The sequence below is a fragment of the uncultured Kriegella sp. genome (assembly GCF_963975415.1).
Taxonomy (GTDB): domain Bacteria; phylum Bacteroidota; class Bacteroidia; order Flavobacteriales; family Flavobacteriaceae; genus Kriegella.
The window spans coordinates 100,245-117,734 of record NZ_CAXBGN010000013.1 but is presented as its reverse complement, the minus strand read 5'-3'; the positions used below and the strand labels follow the sequence as shown (position 1 = coordinate 117,734).

The following is a 17,490-nucleotide window of genomic DNA, read 5'->3' as shown; positions in this document are numbered from 1 at the left end:
ATCGTTAAAAATCAGCGCGTATTATTTTCCAATTTTTTCACACATTTTAAATTCGAATTTCCCAGCTCACACGTCTTAAAAACATGGTAAGCCGACGACAAATATGGGGGTATTGCCAGGTATTTTCCTTACCGTTTACCAAAGGCTAAGTACGTGATAATTCGGTCAAAAAAAGAAAAATACCAAGCATTCTCGACGCCTGTACACCACTTTTTCGGATTTAAAAATTATTAGGTCTTAGGTTGGGTGATTGTCAATAATTAGGGGGTAAAACAGCTGATTTCCAAATCTAGATTATGGCTGTTCAAGCTTCGAATATTATCCTTTCGGAAAATGCCGGAACATAAATACTTTGCAATAATGCATACTATAAAATCTCGAAAGCCCGCACATCGATTTTAACTAAGTCGGAAGCCCCAGATAACATTTTTTTTAAACTGAACGATTACCTATAGGAGTAAAAGGCCATTCGTATGAAAAGCCCATGCCATGACAACCCATACAGATACTATAAAAGCGGCGGGACCGCAAAAAAAGAAGTGCCTCTCCTATTCAAGCGGTAATCGGACTCCGGCGAGTACGCTGGTAAAGTGTTCCACGGGGAGGTTATCACCAAAACCTAATAAATGGGCTTGTGCGATTTTATATATTGGAAACTGCCCTTTTCACAGACAAAAACACCCCGATAGCTCTTGGTAAACACTGTAGCAGCTTGGCTATTGCGATTTTTCCGGTCGTCTATTTTTGAGTTCATATAGTTACGTCCTATATTTTTAAACCCGTAACACGAATCGTATTCCATCTTCATATTCTTTAAAATAAGCCCCTCTATTGCATAAATTACAACGTACCGTTCCATTAATTACAAACAATTCAAATATTCGGTATAACACGGTTTTAACTTTTGTCACTTTACATCGTATGTATATATTTGCCCCTGTGTCAAATCAGGCATTTGTTCTTAGGTGGTCAATCATAAATAATTCAGATAGAACCATTTACTTTTTACGATTACTAAAATGCCAAGTGGCTCAATTGCCAGGGTGATTGCATTTTACAAATACCGTTACAGAGAGGGGGCTGACGAAGTATTTTTGAGGAGTGAACGGAATTATTACAATTGTTCTATGAGAGAATTAAAGAATTCCGATTTTGTAATTCCACTTTCCATATTCATACACTTGGGGATTATAAACGGGGTGCGGTATTTCTCGACACTACCTGCCTACCTTGACCCTCTTAACATCTTATACCACAATGTATTGTGGTTAGCCATCACTTATTTTTTGTATCGCCATACTACCGAACATACGGAACGTTTAAGCGACAAGTTTATCGAGCCATTGCATTTGTATGCCATTTATGGCCTTCCCTCTTTTGCAGGCTTCAGTCTAAAGGGGCGAACTTACGATTCTCTCGATTACCCATTATTCGTTTTTACCTTGCCCTGTAGCCTTTTAATTGGGTCTTATGCTCTGTTCCCTCGGTTAACTCCGTTGGCCTATATTTTGATTAAGGCGGAATCATTAGGCTATTTATTTTTTAGGCAAAAGCGCCAGGGCTTTATGCATAAGGCTTTTTCAAACCATCCATTTCAATCGCTGATGGACGGCAAAAACAATATACAGATCCCCCTAATTGATAAACTATTTCAAAAGAATAGTATCGATGAATCCCCCCACTTCATCAATGCTCGAAAACCCATATGTAATGCTGTCTGAGACAAGAAAAAAGCGTATTGATATAGCACAGTGGTTTGTCTTAAAGGTTCGACATGGCTATGAAAAAAAAGTGGCCGAAAGACTCGCGAAAATGGATGTTCGGGTGTATTGCCCCATGATTAAGGAAGTCCGTTTGTGGAGTGATCGAAAGAAAACTATAGAAACCCCTTTGATCCGATCCTATGTGTTTATTAAAAGCAAGGAAAAGGATCGGGCAATCGCTTTTGCGGTGCCCGGGGTCGAACGTTATTTGTTGTGGTTGGGCAAACCCGCCATTGTACGTGAAGAGGAAATAACGGTTCTTAAAAATTGGGTGGAGAACGATTCAGTTGAAGAGCTAAACCACAGCGAGTTACAACTAGGCAATCGGGTAACCATTCAACGGGGCCTTTTAAAAAATCAAGAAGGCGTTGTACGCCATGTGGGCCGTAACAGGGTTTCCTTGGTTTTAGAGGGCATGGGCATCGTAGTCAATGCCAAATTAAGGGAAGTGGTCTAAAGTCTTGACCGAATGACAAGGCACTTAAGAATAGGTGTTCTTGACAAGTAAAAATAGTACGGAAATTCTTATTTATAAAAGATTTCCGATGTTTTGGCTTGAATTGGGATAATAATCCAATAAGCCAAATTGAAAAAGTCGCTTGCGGTTTGTGTGTCACTCTGTGACAGGCAACGGCGGAGCCGTAGTAAACGTCAATTATTAGAACATACATACAATAGCTTTTGAACATGTCGTTCGGTCCCCCACTTTTTACGAGTGGAACGATAGATTCAATAAACTTTTAAATGGTCGGGTTTAATATTTTACAAATCGAGTGCTTATGGGGATAGGAAATTTAAACATACTAGGGTATCCTGTTTTTAATGGAAACTTGGAAGAAGTAGATTGGTCTACCGATAAATTGATTGTAAATACCATAAATCAATACTCTTACTGTATTGCCCATGAAGATCTCACCTTTGAAAAATCTCTCAAGGCCTCCGATATTTTGCTCCCTGATGGGGTGGCTATCGTATGGGCGGCCAAATGGCTAAAAGGTGATCGCATTCAAAAGATTGCCGGGGCCGACATTCATGAATTTCTTCTCAAGTACTTGGAACGTACCGGGGGGCGCTGTTTTTATATGGGCTCTTCCAATGACGTTTTAGAAAAGATTAAGCATCGCGCCGCGAGAGAATACCCCAATGTGGTTTTAAAAACCTATTCCCCGCCCTATAAAAAGGTATTTACCCCTGAGGACAATACAGCGATCATCAATGCTATAAATGCCTTTGCACCTGATGTGGTGTTTGTGGGGATGACCGCCCCCAAGCAAGAAAAATGGGTATACCAGAACGAGCAATTTTTAGACAAAGGTATCATATGTTCCATTGGGGCCGTATTCGACTTTTATGCCGGTACAGTACAACGACCAAATAAAGTATGGCAAAACTTGGGCTTGGAATGGCTGGGCAGATTGCTAAAAGAACCCAGACGTATGTAGAAACGTTATATCTATTATGGGGGCATTTTCGCCTATCGTTTGGTAGCCCATCGCAGCTCAAAACAAATTAGGGTATCGACCAAAAAGTAAAAAGTGTTCGAAGAAAAGATATTTATAATAATGGGCTTCTCCTATGGGAAATTGAAATGAAAAAAAAGAAATCTATTTATTTTTATTTCAAATGGAACCTGGAACAACTATAAACTATGTCTACAGCCCATAGGGTAATAAAAAATACCGGCTTTCTATATGCCAAGATGGGGATTACCGTGTTTATCTCCCTCTATACCACCCGCTTGGTATTAAATGCTCTGGGAGCCTCTGATTTTGGAATTTTTAACCTAGTGGGCGGGGCCATCGCCATGCTCGGTTTTATGCATGCTGCCATGTCAAGCGCCACCCAACGCTTTATGTCGTATTACGAGGGCAGGGGCGACATGGAAAAGCAGAAGTATATTTTTAATGTCAGTTCGGTATTGCATTTTGGCATTGCCATTGCGCTAATATTGATTTTGTTGCTTGCCGGCTATTTCTTTTTTAACGGTGTTTTAAACATCCCTGCCGATCGGGTATTTGCCGCCAAGGTCATTTACGGTTCTTTGATTTTAAGCACGGCCTTTACCGTAATGAGCGTACCTTATGAGGCAGTGTTAAATGCGCATGAAAATATGCTTTATTATTCCATAGTGGGCATTTTGGAATCGATGTTAAAATTAGCGGTAGCATTGTTTATCGTTTCCTATGCAGGCGACAAACTAGTGCTCTACGGTATTCTCATGGCGGTAATCCCCTTCATAACCCGTACCATAATGCAAGTCTATTGCCACAAAAAATATCCCGAATGCATAATTGCACCCAAGCGTTATTTTGAAAAAGGACTTATGAAGGAAATGACTTCATTTGCCGGGTGGAGTTTTTTGGGTACTGCCGTCGCTATGCTAACAAGTTATGGGCAAGGCATTTTATTAAATATGTTTTTTGGAACAAAAATCAATGCTGCGCATGGCATAGCCGTACAGGCAAATGGGCAAATAAATGTTTTTTCATATAATATGATGAAAGCTTTAACCCCTGTCATCGTAAAGAGTGAGGGTAAGGGTAATCGAAATAAAATGCTGCAAGCCTCCTTTATGGGTAGTAAGCTTGCATACTATTTGTTGGCTTTCTTTGCCATCCCCATTATTATAGAGATGCCCTATATTTTTGAGTTATGGCTAAAAAATGTACCTGAATATGCTATTGTCTTTACCAGATTGATTCTTATGAGTTCTATGATTACTCAATTAATGTCAACAATTGCTGTAAGTATAGATGCTACGGGGAAGATAAAAGAGTTACAAATTGTTAAATCGTTGGTAGAGGCCATGCCGTTGTTTGTGGCTTATATATTATTTAAACTTGGGTACACGCCTACTTACCTGTATATTGTTATGCTTATTATGACTTTTGTTAGATCTTTTGGCGTACTTCTTTACTATGCCAAAAAAGAAGTAGGACTGAATGTTGCAGAATTTCTGAAGCAAGTAATGTTACCCGTTGGTATTGTTACGTTAATCGCTCTTGGTTTTGCCGTGTTGCCACATTTTTATATGAATTATGGAGCATACCGCTTGTTTAGCGTTTTTCTTGTATATTTTCCTGTTTTTTTATTGGCGCTATGGTTTATTGGCTTTAATAAGCATGAGAAAGGTATAGTTGCAGGCCTTCTGAAAAGAATTTTGAAACAAAAATAATTATGAACAATCTCTAAGTTTATTTATGATTTCAGTAGTCATTCCATTGTATAACAAAGCCCATACCATTGTCAATACCTTACAAACGGTTATTGACCAAAGTTTTGTAGATTTTGAAGTCTTGATCATTAATGATGGTTCAACAGATAATGGGGTTAAAGTAATAAATCAATTTACGAATGATTCTCGAATTAAAATAATCAACCAGGAAAATCAGGGGGTGAGTGCTGCTCGAAACAGAGGAGTCGAAGAAAGTAAGTTTGAATACGTTGCCTTCTTAGATGGGGATGACGAATGGCAACCCAATTATCTAGAGAAAGTACGCTTTGCGATTACTCAACAGCCAGAGGCAGGTATGTTCTGCTCGGCAGGAATTGTAAGGAACAACACCCTAATTGAACCAAGATTATCAAAAAAACACAAAGATACCATTCAGTTAATCGATTATTTTGAAAATCCTCATGTGTTTACACACACTAGTGCTGTTGTAGTTAGAAAATCGGAATTTCTTAAATCCGGTGGTTTTCCAGCTGGGATGGTTAGAAGTGAAGATTATGCCTGCTTCTTTTCATTGGCGTTAATTACTCCTGTCGTCTATATTGGCTATACGTTGACCGCCTATGTCGGAATGATTCCCGGGCAAGCTACGCAAACTCCAGCGAATAAAGTCATTCAACATATCATAAACCGTTACAATCATGTACATGCCAACTGGGAAAAGAGTTCGACTGGGAAAAAGACCTATTTGATTTTTCTGTTATACGAATTAAGAAATGAGCTATTAATTCTTATCAAGAAGGAAGAATTTGATATAATCGCCTTGATGATCAAGAACCTAGATAAAGACATTTTGAATAGATTCCATTCTTTTGAACTACAGTGGTATGCAAACAAAAAACTAAAGCCGCTAAGTGTCTTGTACATATACCTCACTAAAGTGCGTTGGCGGTTAAGGGGTTACCCTTACGTAGGGCAATGATTACAAATCGATTGCTATTAGATAGACTATATGCTGCTTAGATTTTTTATTTTTATCAGTTTAGCCATATTCTTGTTCTTTCCCATTATGGGGATATTGACCTTTATAATGGTAAAAATAGTTTATAACAAACGAGAAAAGTTTACAGATAATCTTCTGTTTGGCACGATTACTTTATATGCCTGTTTGGTGCAAGCTACAAGAATTTGGAAACCGGGTCAACCCTCTGATTGGTATAACGAAGGATATTGGGGCCTTTTTCAGGATGCAGGTATCACCCCCTTTTTTACCTATATCTTTGGTTTTAAAGAGCCCGTTTGGAATCTCCTAAATTATTTCGGCTACCATTTGACCTCTGGAAACTATTATATTTTTATCAATGGCATTACGATAATCACCATTTTCATTACTTGTTATTCCATTTTTTTATTTTGGAGAGCTACCAATGCGGATACCCTGACTTTAGTAGCCTCATTAGCATTGATTGTTTTTTTTTCGGAGTATATCAGCAATTTAAACAACATCACGAGACAGTCGTTTGCACTAAGTATAGTAATGTATGTTTTTACCATTCGAATAACCAAACAGAAAACACTCTGGTTCTTGCTTTTAAGTGCTTGTTTTATTCATACGTTTGCTTTTATTTATTTTATCCTTTTTCTTATCAAGCCGTTGCACCAAAAGCTGGATGGCAAAAACCTAAAGCGTTTTATGTATGCTGTGCTTGGATTGGCGGTTTTCTTTATGGTACTGCCTTTTATAGGAAGGCTAGTAAGCGGTATCGGATTTTTAGCGTATGGTTTTAGCAGATTGGAAGAAAATACAACAGGAGCCCTTGATGACACTGTGTTTAACATGACGCCTTTATATGTTACATCTAGCTTAATGATTATCATTTGTATCTATATGATCGGGAAGACCAAAGAAAAGATTTTTAATTTCTATACCAACCTATTATTGGTGCTGATGACAGCATGTTTAATTTTGGCAAACACCTCTGAAGGCCTGGTTTCCCGCTTATACATTTCCAGGATGTATATTCTTCCTTTTGTTTTGCCCTATCTGCTGTTGGATAAGAAAATACTGCATACGTTCTATACCTGGGCCATCGTGCTTTTTTTTGGCAGTCATTTTTTAATGGGTTTTGACTCACTCCGAGGAGGGGGATTTTTCCCAGCCCTCAACAGCCTGTTAAGTTATTCAATTATTGATTTTATCTTATAAAAAAAAGTTATGAAAAAGGAGTTGATTTTTCTTCTTAAAGTCCTTAGGAAAGCCTATATCAAACTATTGGGCACAAAACCTTTGCCCAAACTGGATTGCGAACAAGACCCGGAGAAAGCTTCGCAAATCATTTATAATCAATTGATAGGAGAACAACCCTCCATGATCGCCCGTTTTGGAGCTACAGAGATGAATGTAATGATAAATCACCTAGGTGTAAAAGAATCCAATAAAAATTGGGTGAAATTTATTCAGAACAGAGCCTTGCCTTGGTGGTGGGAAGAAAAGCGTATGGCGCAAATGCAACGTTGGAGTGGATTTTTCCCGCCCACCCAAGAAAAAATTCAACAGTTTTGCGAATTGATGCTGCAAGATATGCAAGAGATCGATGTGGTGGGAAGCTGGCTGTCTGAGGAGGCTTACTATAAAGATAAAATTAGTAAAGCACAAAAAGTAAAACTGGTATTACTTGAACCCTATACTTCCCGCACCCCTTGGAGCAGGGCTTTAAGGGGTAAAAAAGTACTGGTGGTACATCCTTTTGCAGAATTGATCGAGGAACAATATAAAAACCGTGAATTTTTATTTGATGATCCAGAGGTATTGCCCGACTTTGAATTACAGACTATTCAGGCGGTTCAAAGTTTGGGCGGGGAGAGCAATGGCTTTGCAGATTGGTTTGATGCATTAAATTGGATGAAAGACGAAATTGACAAATGTGATTATGACATTTGTTTGATTGGGGCAGGCGCCTATGGTTTCCCCTTGGCCGCCCATGTCAAACGCCAAGGTAAAAAAGCAATGCATTTGGGTGGCGCATTACAACTGTTATTTGGTATCAAGGGCAATCGTTGGGAAGCACCGGATTATGCCACTAAGTGGGGGCTACCTGCCAATTTATATTTGAATTTTTTTAAGAATAAAAATTGGGTCAAACCTACCGATAAGCATAAACCTGCTAATGCCAAGCAGGTTGAAGATGCCTGTTATTGGTAAAAATTAACACAAAATTCATATAACTCTTTATAAGGCGAATGAAGAACTTTAATAGAATTGACTATCTAGATTATGTAAGAGGAGGAGCAACCTTTCTCGTGCTACTTCATCATAGCGGAGTGTTACAAGCTCATATATTGGCATTTCATATGCCTATATTCTTTGTTCTTTCGGGATACCTTCTAAATCTGAAGGAAGGTAAGTTGGAGAAGTTTAGTGTTTATTTTAAAAAACGATTTAATCGATTAATTGTTCCTTATCTTCTTTTTGAGTTTTTAAACCTATTTGTTGCAGTAGTATTTCATAATGTTTTTAAAACGATGGGATTAGAGAATGTATATCATGTCGAAATTGGATATGCCATTCGCGATATTTTATTATGTATTGAATCTTCTCATTATATCGGCGTGACAAATCTATTTTGGTTTTTACCATGTCTATTTGTTGCAGATTTATTTATTTGGTTTATTGATTATTTCTTTTATAAATTATTTCGTGACAGAACCATTTACGGATTGCTTTATTTTATAGTTTTTATACTGTTTGTTACTTTATCTTATTTGGAGAATAAGTATATAGACATTCGGATGCCCTTCACACTAGACACTTCATTGATGGCAACTGCTTTTATAGCTTTAGGGTATTCGAGCAGAAAATTGGTCGATAAGTTTTACTTTCAAAATGCGTATTATCAAATCTGCTATATTGTAGTTGGCTTAGTTGGAGTATTATTTTCTGTAAAAATGAATAGTGGTCTTTTTCTAATGTTCATCAATGAGTATGGAAACTATTTTTATGCGCTATTGGGTGCTACCAGTGGAATTCTATTCTTCATTAATCTTATATTCTTATCTGAAAAAATACTGCCAAAACAGGCCTTAATATTTTTAAGTATTAACTCGCTCATATTTTATCCCATTCATTTGGACATACTGGCATTTATATCTAAAGTTTTTTCATATATAAATTTATCCGGAATAGATTGGAGCTTACCATATTTAAAAGTTGCAATAACTATGTTACTTATTATTCCCTGCATATATATATTCAATATGTATCTACCTGTTTTCTCAGGCAAAAAGAAAGTTTTAAACTATTAAGATAAAGTGAAAACTACAGCAGTACTGCTTACGGTATTTAACCGTAAAGAAAAAACGCTTGAGGCCTTACAAAACTTGTTTGCGCAACAATTACCTAATAAGTGTGCTCTAGAGGTATACTTGGTTGATGATGGCTGTACGGATGGCACATCCGAAGCCGTTACCAAAACTTATCCGCAAGTACATATTATTACGGGTTCAGGAAATCTGTATTGGAACCGCGGTATGCTTCTTGCATGGGAGACAGCAGCTAAAGCTAAGGCCTACGATTATTATTTATGGCTAAATGATGATACCGTTTTACATCCTTTTGCGTTATCCGTTCTATTAATGACCGCCAAGGAGTTCCACAACGAAGTTGTGGTGGTTGGGTCTACCTCGGCCTTAAACGACGAGTATTCGATTACTTACGGTGGCCGTACCCTTGGTGGTCGATTGATACAACCAAATAACTCAGCCCAGCCCTGTGCATTTTTTAACGGGAACATTGTACTAATTCCCAAATATGTATTCGAGAAAGTCGGAACTAATGACCCTGTATTTCGCCATGCCCTAGGTGATTTTGACTATGGTAAAAGAGCAAACAAGTTGGGCATACAGAATATGGTTGCCCCGGGAGTATTGGGCCAATGCGATGTACATGAGGATTTACCCGTATGGTGTAATCCTCGAAAACCTTTTAAAAAGCGTTGGAAAGCCTTTCATTCCCCTTTAGGCAATAATCCCGAAGAATTCTTTGTCTATGAAAAGCGCCATAATGGTTTACCTATGGCATGTTTTCATTATATCACCAACCATATTAGAGTGGTTTGCCCCATACTATGGAAATATAAAATATAATTATGTTAGCACCAATATGTTTATTTACATACAATCGTTTAGCTGAAACAAAGCAAACCGTTGAAGCTTTACAGAAGAATTTTCTGGCAACCCAAAGCCATTTAATAATTTTTTCCGATGGAGCCAAAAATGAACGCTCAAACTCAAAAATTACAGCAGTAAGACAGTATTTAAAAACTATTGATGGGTTTAAGTCTATTAAAATTTATGAATCCCAAAAGAATAAAGGTCTAGCAGGCTCTATTATTGAAGGGGTTACTAAAACTATTGAAGAATATGGAAAAGTGATTGTCTTAGAAGATGATTTAATCACTTCACAAAACTTTCTAAATTTCATGAATAAAGCCTTGGATCATTATGCAACAAAAGAAATTATTAAATCAATAAATGGGTTTTCCCCAGAAATCAAGAAGCTCAAAACAGGTACTCCTGATGTATATTTTCAAACAAGAACGTTCCCTTGGGGATGGGCGACTTGGAAAAATCGCTGGAGTTCAGAAATTTTTTCAAAAGAAAAAATTAAAAAGGAAATAAATGATGATAAAAATATTTTGAGAGTATTTAAAAAAGATTGCGGAAATGACATTGCAAAGATGCTTCTCGACTCTATAAGCGGTAAAAATGACTCGTGGTATGTAAGGTGGGTTTTTGAACATTATAGAACTCAAGCATTAGCATTGTATCCTAAATATACTTTGGTTGGCAACAGTGGATTTAACGAGAATGGGACGCATTGCAAAACAATCAATCCGTACAAGTCTATAATTGACTCCGATTTCAGAGAAAAAACCTGTTTCGATTTTGATACTCAAATTGAGATCGACCCAATAATTAAACGCCAGTTCTTACGGTACTTTTCCATAAAATATAGAATAATACTTCGAGTAAAATTATTATTCGACGAAGGAGGAGTCGGTGTACTTTGGAACGATATAAAATCTAGATTATAGTGAAAAATCAGATACTTCAACTTGAATATTAAAAATTTTAAAAGATGCTAATACGAAATGACAAAAAGAGAATATAGACTTGTTATCAACACTCTATCCTAAAGAAATCAGGCATAGATTTTTAACAAACTCAAAACGAGGAATCCATTGAAGATATTCACATAAACGATAATTATATAGCGAACTTTTAACTGGGAAAAAAGTATGGCTTTTAAGATTTAAAAGAATGTCCTGAAGTAGATTAAACCCAAAAAGAAAAGTAAAAATGAAGTGCCGTTTTATTGACCAATTTTAGAATAAAAAATGCTAAAAATACAATTTAGTAATATGCCTGTAGGAAGTAGCAAATTAATGTTTGTGTTACGTTACCTATTTAATATTATGCGTACTTGGTATTTATTTCAAATTAAATATCCGTGGGTAAAATACAATGGTTTTGTACGAGTGTTGAATGGAGCTTCTTTTGCTCGTTTTCCCATTGAAATTGGCAACAATGTTCAGTTTGGCAGTTACAGCAATGTTGAGTTCCCAGTTATTTTTGGAAATCAAATTTTAATGGCCGGAAGGGTTTCCTTTATAGGTAGAACTGATCACGACTTTTCTGTACCTACCCAATATATGTGGGACGGAAAAAGAGGTGACGATGGAATTTGCGTCGTAGAAGACGATGTTTGGATTGGGTATGGCTCAATCATAATTGGGGGTTTAAAGATTGGAAAAGGATCCATTATAGCCGCAGGTTCTGTCGTTACAAAAGATATTCCGCCTTGTGAAATCTGGGGAGGAATACCTGCAAAAAAGATTAGGAATAGATTTAAACATGAAAAAGATAAAAAACAACACTTATTTTTTTTAGCCCATCAATAGATTCCAAGTTTTGTTAAACGATCTTATGTTCGCCCCAAAAGGAATAGAGAGTCAGATTTAACCCAGAATTGGCACATTAATTTGACTGTACATTTTGAATTATTATTAGGAATGGAAGTTTTTAACGTCACAAAGAATAAGAGGTGTTCAAATTCACTCAAGAGAACATTTATTCTTTCTATAAACAAATTCTAATACTGCAGTTAATTTTGATAGAATTAAAGCGGTCGAAGTTTTAGTATGAAGAATAATTAAAAGAGTATATATTCCTTATACTTTTGCAGTTGATGGGAGAATAAAGAACCCAATTGATTAAATCTTACACCATGTACGATATGGTGAATTACTTTACTCGTTATGAAAAAGAATACCTTACATCATAATATGGCCAGCGAAAATTTTATTCCTGAAAAAAAACCTTTTGAAGTCAAGGAGCTTATAGAAGAATATCTTCGTTTTTGGAAATGGTTTGTATTGGGGGTGGTATTGGCCTTAGTATTAGCCGTTGTCTACCTAAAAGTCACTAAGCCCATATACAAAGCGGTAGCTTCCGTTATTCTTGAAGACGAAAAAAGTCAAGCGTCCAATAGTGACGCTAGAGGTTATATTGATTTGGATATCGTAAGGGGCCTTGCCACCAACAGTATTGAAAATGAATTGGGGCTGATTCGATCTAAACGGTTAATGGCCAATGCCGTTAAGGCCTTGGGTTTAAATCTACAATATTTCAATAACGAAGGACTTACCTTAAAGGAACTGTATACTGAAAGCCCCTATAGGGTGATTATAGTTCGTATGGATGAGCTGGCCTTGCAAGAAGCGATAAAAGACGAACTACATCAATTCAACATCAAAGAGATAGACAAAAATACAGTGACAATTGAACAAGTTGAGGGTGATTATAAGGCTACTCATACCTTGGGCGATATTGTGGAAATGGGCTTTATCGATTTTATTGTGGAACGAAATACCGAGTTTAATCCCCTGGCCGCGACAGATTTTGGTTCTGACGTAAGTGTACAGGTGCACTTTTTGACGGTAGATCAAGTAGCTACTGCGCAGAGATTACAACTGGAGGTGGCCTTGATTGATGAAAATTCGACCTTAATCGAACTAAGTATAGAGGGTACCGTTCGTCAAAAGGCAGAGGATGTTCTAAATCAGTTAATCTTTGAATACAACCAAGAGGCGATTGAAGATAAAAACCTGATTGCACGGAATACGGCATTCTTTATCGATGAACGATTAAGCATTATCAATTCTGAATTGGATTCGGTAGAGACCGGGAAGGAGCGATTCAAGTCAGTGAATAAGTTGACGGACATAGAAACCGAATCATCGGTCATAATTCAAAATGTAAGTGATTACAACAAAAAACAGCAGGAAGTAGCAACGAAGCTAGACGTAATCGAAGCGATGATTGGCCATTTAAGTAAAAACAACTCTAATCTATTACCTACTAATATGGGCATTGATGAATCGGGTACAAATGTATTAATTGAGGAATTCAATAGTATGGTATTGGAACGAAATCGATTGCTCGCAGGGGCTACTGAAATGAATCCTTCCGTAGTGCTTTTGACCAATCAAATACAGCAAATAAAAAATAATATAAGAACAAGTTTTGAGCGTCAGCGTTCGAACTTAAGAATAGAAAGTGACAATTTAGATCGGCAAGCCGGTATTTTAGGGTCTCATATCTCTGACGTCCCCGCCCAAGAACGGCAGTTTCGCGGTATTGAACGCCAACAAAATATCAAGGAAGCCCTCTACCTATTTTTATTGGAAAAAAGGGAGGAAAATGCGTTGTCTTTGGCAGCAAAAGCCCCCAAAGCCAAAATAGTGGATGAAGCCTACAGTTTAAACGCTCCCGTATCACCAAATAAGAAAATGGTATTGGGCCTGGCTTTACTGGCGGGGCTGTTTGTACCCTTTCTGAGTATACACGCACAAAAACTGATCAATACTAAAATAAATACTCGAAACGAGCTTAAGGAACTTACCAAAGGCATTCCGATTGTAGGGGAAATACCCCATGTATTGGCCGGGGAACCTGCCTTAGTCTCCATTGCAGAACGATCTTTGCTCTCCGAATCGTTTAATGTATTAAGTGCTAACCTCCAATATGAGGTTAGAAAAACTAGCCCCATATCTGGTGGAACCTGTATTTTTATCACCTCGTCCATTCAAGGGGAAGGCAAAACATTTTCAGTAGCCAACTTGGGTTTAACCTTGGCGCTCGCGGGCAAAAGTGTGCTCATTTTGGGTGCTGATTTAAGAAACCCACAGCTGCAACGTTATGAGGATGGGGGACTAAGCACAAAGGGGCTAAGCAGTTACTTGGCAGAATCTCATTTAGCCGTTGTTGATTTTATAGAAGACTCTAAACTACATAAAAACCTTAAGGTATTGCCCTCTGGCCCGATACCTGCCAACCCGACCCAATTGCTCCGCAATGATAAAATAGGGCCCATGTTCGAAGAACTTAAAAACAGTTTTGACTACATCATTGTCGATACGGCCCCGGCCCTATTATTGGCCGATACGTTTTTAATCAGCAACTACGCCGACCTAACACTTTATCTGATCCGGGCAGGGCAAACCAAAAAGAAAGTGCTTGAATTTGCCCTAGAAGCCCAAGCCGATGGTAAGTTAAAAAATATGGGCTTTTTGCTTAATGATGTTAAAATGTCAGATACCAGCTATGGATATAATTATGGCTACACTTATGGCAATGGCAACGCTAAGAAATCAGGTAGCCGTTTTTTTTAATATTTTAAAGCAATTGCTACGATTCGAAAAAATACAGCAAAGTATCTTTTTGGGCATCTGTACATACCAAAGGCATTCTTAAGATTTTATTTCCTAAGCCATTTTCAAACTGATCGGCCTTTCATTTTTCACTAATCAAAAATGAAACAAAATATCAAGATGGATAAGGAAATTGCTTGGCAATGTTCGCTTCTGGAACTCTATGCACATTAGGGCGCACTATATTTCAAACACTTCACCTATATCATCACTTTGACTATCCGATCGAAAGCAGCGCCAAACTTTCTGGGGAGGCTTGCACATCGAAAATAAACAGTATTTTTAGCAAACTTCTGTGGGAAAAATTCCCGTTATCGTAACCTGATGAAAAAAGTAGTACTAGCTGCTTACGCCTGTTCCCCACATATGGGATCAGAGGAAAACCTGGGCTGGAATTGGGCAACCGGGCTAGCCCAAAAGGGGTATGAGGTATGGTGTGTGACCAGTACCATGGGGCAACACAATATCGAAGCCCTAGGTTCTAATTTAGATATTGAAAACCTGCATTTTAACTATGTTGCGTTGCCTTTCGGTCTAAATCGACTATTACTTAACCCTAGATCAAAACGAATTTATTTGCATTATTTGATTTGGCGATGGATGGCCGCCAAAGTGGTGCAACGTATGCATAAAAAGCACCTATTCGAAGTGGCACATCATGTTACCTATGGCAGTATGCAACAAGGGAGCTGCCTTTATAAAGTGCAAGATTGTAAGCTTATTTTTGGTCCAGTAGGCGGGGGCCAAATGGCCATGCCTATTTTCAAGGAATATTTTGAAAAAAAATGGATTTGGGAAAGGGTTAGAAAAAAGGTTTCCGATATACTGATGCGGTATAGTAGCAGTCTACAAAAAACGTTAAAACAAGCGACTACTATTTTAACGGCTAACCAAGAAACCAAGGTCTTACTGGGCAATTACTATCCGATGTTTTTACAAAAAACCCATATGGCCACTGACATCGCCTTGCCTAGGGAATACGAAGACAACATAAAACCCAATAAATCAAAAGATGGTGTTCTAAAAATCTTATGGTTGGGAACATTGATTCCCAGAAAGGGTTTAAAACTCAGTCTTGAGGCCTTATCCCAGGTACATACAAAAGTACGGTACGAACTCACCATTGTGGGCGACGGGGAACAGGAACAGAAAATAGACCAATGGGTAAAAGCATTTGGTTTAGACCCAGCATATATCAACAGGGTAGGCACCATACCTTTTGACCAACTAAAAGAATACTACATAGCGGCCGATGTATTGCTATTTTGTTCGCTCAGGGATACCACGGGAAGTCAAATAATCGAAGCGATGGCATTTGGTGTACCGGTAATCGTCTTCAATAGTAGCGGAGCGGCCTATGTTGTGCCCGATGATTGTGGGATTAAAATAAACCCTGTGACCAAGGAACAGTCCATTAATGACATGGCCAGAGCTATTGAAAAAATGGCAAATACGGAACTTCGCTTAAAACTCGGTAACAACGCCTATAAAAATGCCATGAACTATTCGTGGGATAAAAAAATCGACGCGATTACTAAAAAATTCTATTAGGGTTTGGCGTCTGTTTAATCAATTATGATTTGTGCCCTTTTGTAGTTAAAACTAAAATCATTGGCAGTTTATTTTGTTACATAGCGCTCAATAATCGTTATTATCTCCTCTTGTTTTGCTCGCGAAAGACCTCCATACAAGGGCAGGCATAAGATTCTAGTAGCCAAATCCTCAACTACAGGCAAACGCTGTTGTTGCTTTACGAAGGGTAGTGTGTTCAATGCAGGGTAGAAGTACCTTCTCGGGTAAATATTACTTCTATTCATAGCTTCTTCTACATTCTTTAGAACGACCTCACTGGGTAATAGCATCGGAAAATAACTGTAATTGCGATTGCAATCGGCATGTAGCGTCGGAAAGGTAATTCCGGGCAATTGCTGTAATCGGTTTATATAAAAATCATGGACCTTTTTTCGAGGCGGCACAATTGCATCGATTTCTTCCAATATGCAAAGGCCCATTGCGGCATGAAACTCGCTCATTTTCGCATTGGCACCAAGCACTGGAATGGTTTCCTTATCTTTAATACCATTGTCTACCAGCATTTTGGCCCTTTCGTACATTGCCTTGGAGTTCATGATCAAAGCACCTCCCTCTACCGTATTAAATATTTTGGTCGCATGAAAACTGATAACGGAAATAGCACCCTGTTTTAAAATACTCGCTCCTTTATAGGTGATACCAAAACAGTGCGAAGCATCATAAATAACAGGAATACCGTGTTTTTGGGATAAGAACGCTATCGCCTCGATATCGCAGGCATTGCCATAGGTATGCACCGGAACAATCGCATCAGTATTTGAATTAACATTACGGTTGATTTGCTCAGGGTCAATATTTAATGTCGTTCTTTCAATGTCGGCAAAAACGGGAGAAATACCTTTCCAAAGTAAGGAACTTGTAGTGGCCACAAAGGAAAAGGGCGTTGTAATCGCCTCTTTTTTAACATCAAGCAACTCATAAGCAATTTGCAAAGCTATAGTTGCATTAGAGGTCAGTACGAGATGCTCGACCCCTAAATATTGGGCCAATTTTGTTTCAAGCTCTTGGTGCAGCCGACCATTGTTGGTTATCCATCCGGAGTCAAAAATCTGGTTTACATAAGATAAATAGCGCTGCCTGTCCGGCAAATACGTTTTAGAAACGTTTGTATTTTTTTCGTTCATTTACGGTTAGTGGTGTGTAGTCTATAGTGTTTAAGCAAGATAGTGATTTATTTTTCTGGATTTTTGAA

At 38.0% G+C, this 17,490-nt stretch carries 14 protein-coding genes; 13 read left to right on the top strand and 1 reads right to left on the bottom strand.

Features of this window, described 5'->3' with window-relative positions; all coding sequences use genetic code 11:
- The first annotated feature begins 1,127 nt into the window (after positions 1-1,127).
- The 13 genes from AACZ88_RS20930 to AACZ88_RS20870 all read left to right on the top strand — a co-directional run bounded on the left by AACZ88_RS20930 (position 1,128) and on the right by AACZ88_RS20870 (position 16,256).
- Positions 1,128-1,721, top strand: a complete 594-nt coding sequence (locus AACZ88_RS20930; RefSeq protein WP_339714830.1) for a hypothetical protein — start codon at positions 1,128-1,130, stop codon at positions 1,719-1,721.
- A complete protein-coding gene (locus AACZ88_RS20925; RefSeq protein WP_339714827.1) occupies positions 1,711-2,220 on the top strand; it encodes a UpxY family transcription antiterminator in 510 nt (169 codons plus the stop codon). The genes AACZ88_RS20930 and AACZ88_RS20925 overlap by 11 nt, the downstream gene beginning before the upstream one ends.
- A gap of 322 nt (positions 2,221-2,542) precedes the next feature.
- The gene (locus tag AACZ88_RS20920) at positions 2,543-3,205 is read left to right on the top strand and encodes a WecB/TagA/CpsF family glycosyltransferase (protein ID WP_339714825.1); all 663 of its coding nucleotides are present in this window, start codon (positions 2,543-2,545) and stop codon (positions 3,203-3,205) included.
- 206 nt (positions 3,206-3,411) lie between these two features.
- Positions 3,412-4,938, top strand: a complete 1,527-nt coding sequence (locus AACZ88_RS20915) for a hypothetical protein (RefSeq protein WP_339714822.1) — start codon at positions 3,412-3,414, stop codon at positions 4,936-4,938.
- A gap of 25 nt (positions 4,939-4,963) precedes the next feature.
- Positions 4,964-5,917, top strand: a complete 954-nt coding sequence (locus AACZ88_RS20910) for a glycosyltransferase (protein ID WP_339714819.1) — start codon at positions 4,964-4,966, stop codon at positions 5,915-5,917.
- 30 nt (positions 5,918-5,947) lie between these two features.
- Positions 5,948-7,141 carry an EpsG family protein gene (locus AACZ88_RS20905; RefSeq protein ID WP_339714816.1) on the top strand — a complete coding sequence of 398 codons (1,194 nt, stop codon included), beginning with the start codon at positions 5,948-5,950 and terminating at the stop codon, positions 7,139-7,141.
- Positions 7,142-7,150: 9 nt separating this feature from the next.
- Entirely contained in the window at positions 7,151-8,137 is a 987-nt protein-coding gene (locus tag AACZ88_RS20900) for a hypothetical protein (RefSeq protein ID WP_339714813.1), read from the top strand.
- A gap of 38 nt (positions 8,138-8,175) precedes the next feature.
- Positions 8,176-9,237: an acyltransferase gene (locus AACZ88_RS20895; RefSeq protein WP_339714810.1), complete on the top strand. Its 1,062-nt coding sequence runs from the start codon at positions 8,176-8,178 to the stop codon at positions 9,235-9,237.
- Between the two features lie 6 nt (positions 9,238-9,243).
- Complete coding sequence (locus tag AACZ88_RS20890) at positions 9,244-10,077, top strand: glycosyltransferase family 2 protein (RefSeq protein ID WP_339714807.1); 834 nt, start codon at positions 9,244-9,246, stop codon at positions 10,075-10,077.
- Positions 10,078-10,079: 2 nt separating this feature from the next.
- Positions 10,080-11,027 (top strand): glycosyltransferase, encoded by a 948-nt coding sequence (locus AACZ88_RS20885; RefSeq protein ID WP_339714804.1) that lies wholly within the window; start codon positions 10,080-10,082, stop codon positions 11,025-11,027.
- 303 nt (positions 11,028-11,330) lie between these two features.
- Entirely contained in the window at positions 11,331-11,894 is a 564-nt protein-coding gene (locus AACZ88_RS20880) for a DapH/DapD/GlmU-related protein (protein WP_339714801.1), read from the top strand.
- Positions 11,895-12,251: 357 nt separating this feature from the next.
- Positions 12,252-14,666 (top strand): polysaccharide biosynthesis tyrosine autokinase, encoded by a 2,415-nt coding sequence (locus AACZ88_RS20875; protein ID WP_339714799.1) that lies wholly within the window; start codon positions 12,252-12,254, stop codon positions 14,664-14,666.
- 363 nt (positions 14,667-15,029) lie between these two features.
- Positions 15,030-16,256: a glycosyltransferase family 4 protein gene (locus AACZ88_RS20870; protein WP_339714795.1), complete on the top strand. Its 1,227-nt coding sequence runs from the start codon at positions 15,030-15,032 to the stop codon at positions 16,254-16,256.
- Positions 16,257-16,324: 68 nt separating this feature from the next.
- Here AACZ88_RS20870 and AACZ88_RS20865 read toward each other — a convergent pair whose 3' ends face one another.
- Positions 16,325-17,422, bottom strand: a complete 1,098-nt coding sequence (locus AACZ88_RS20865) for a DegT/DnrJ/EryC1/StrS family aminotransferase (protein ID WP_339714792.1) — start codon at positions 17,420-17,422, stop codon at positions 16,325-16,327.
- Positions 17,423-17,490: the final 68 nt, after the last annotated feature.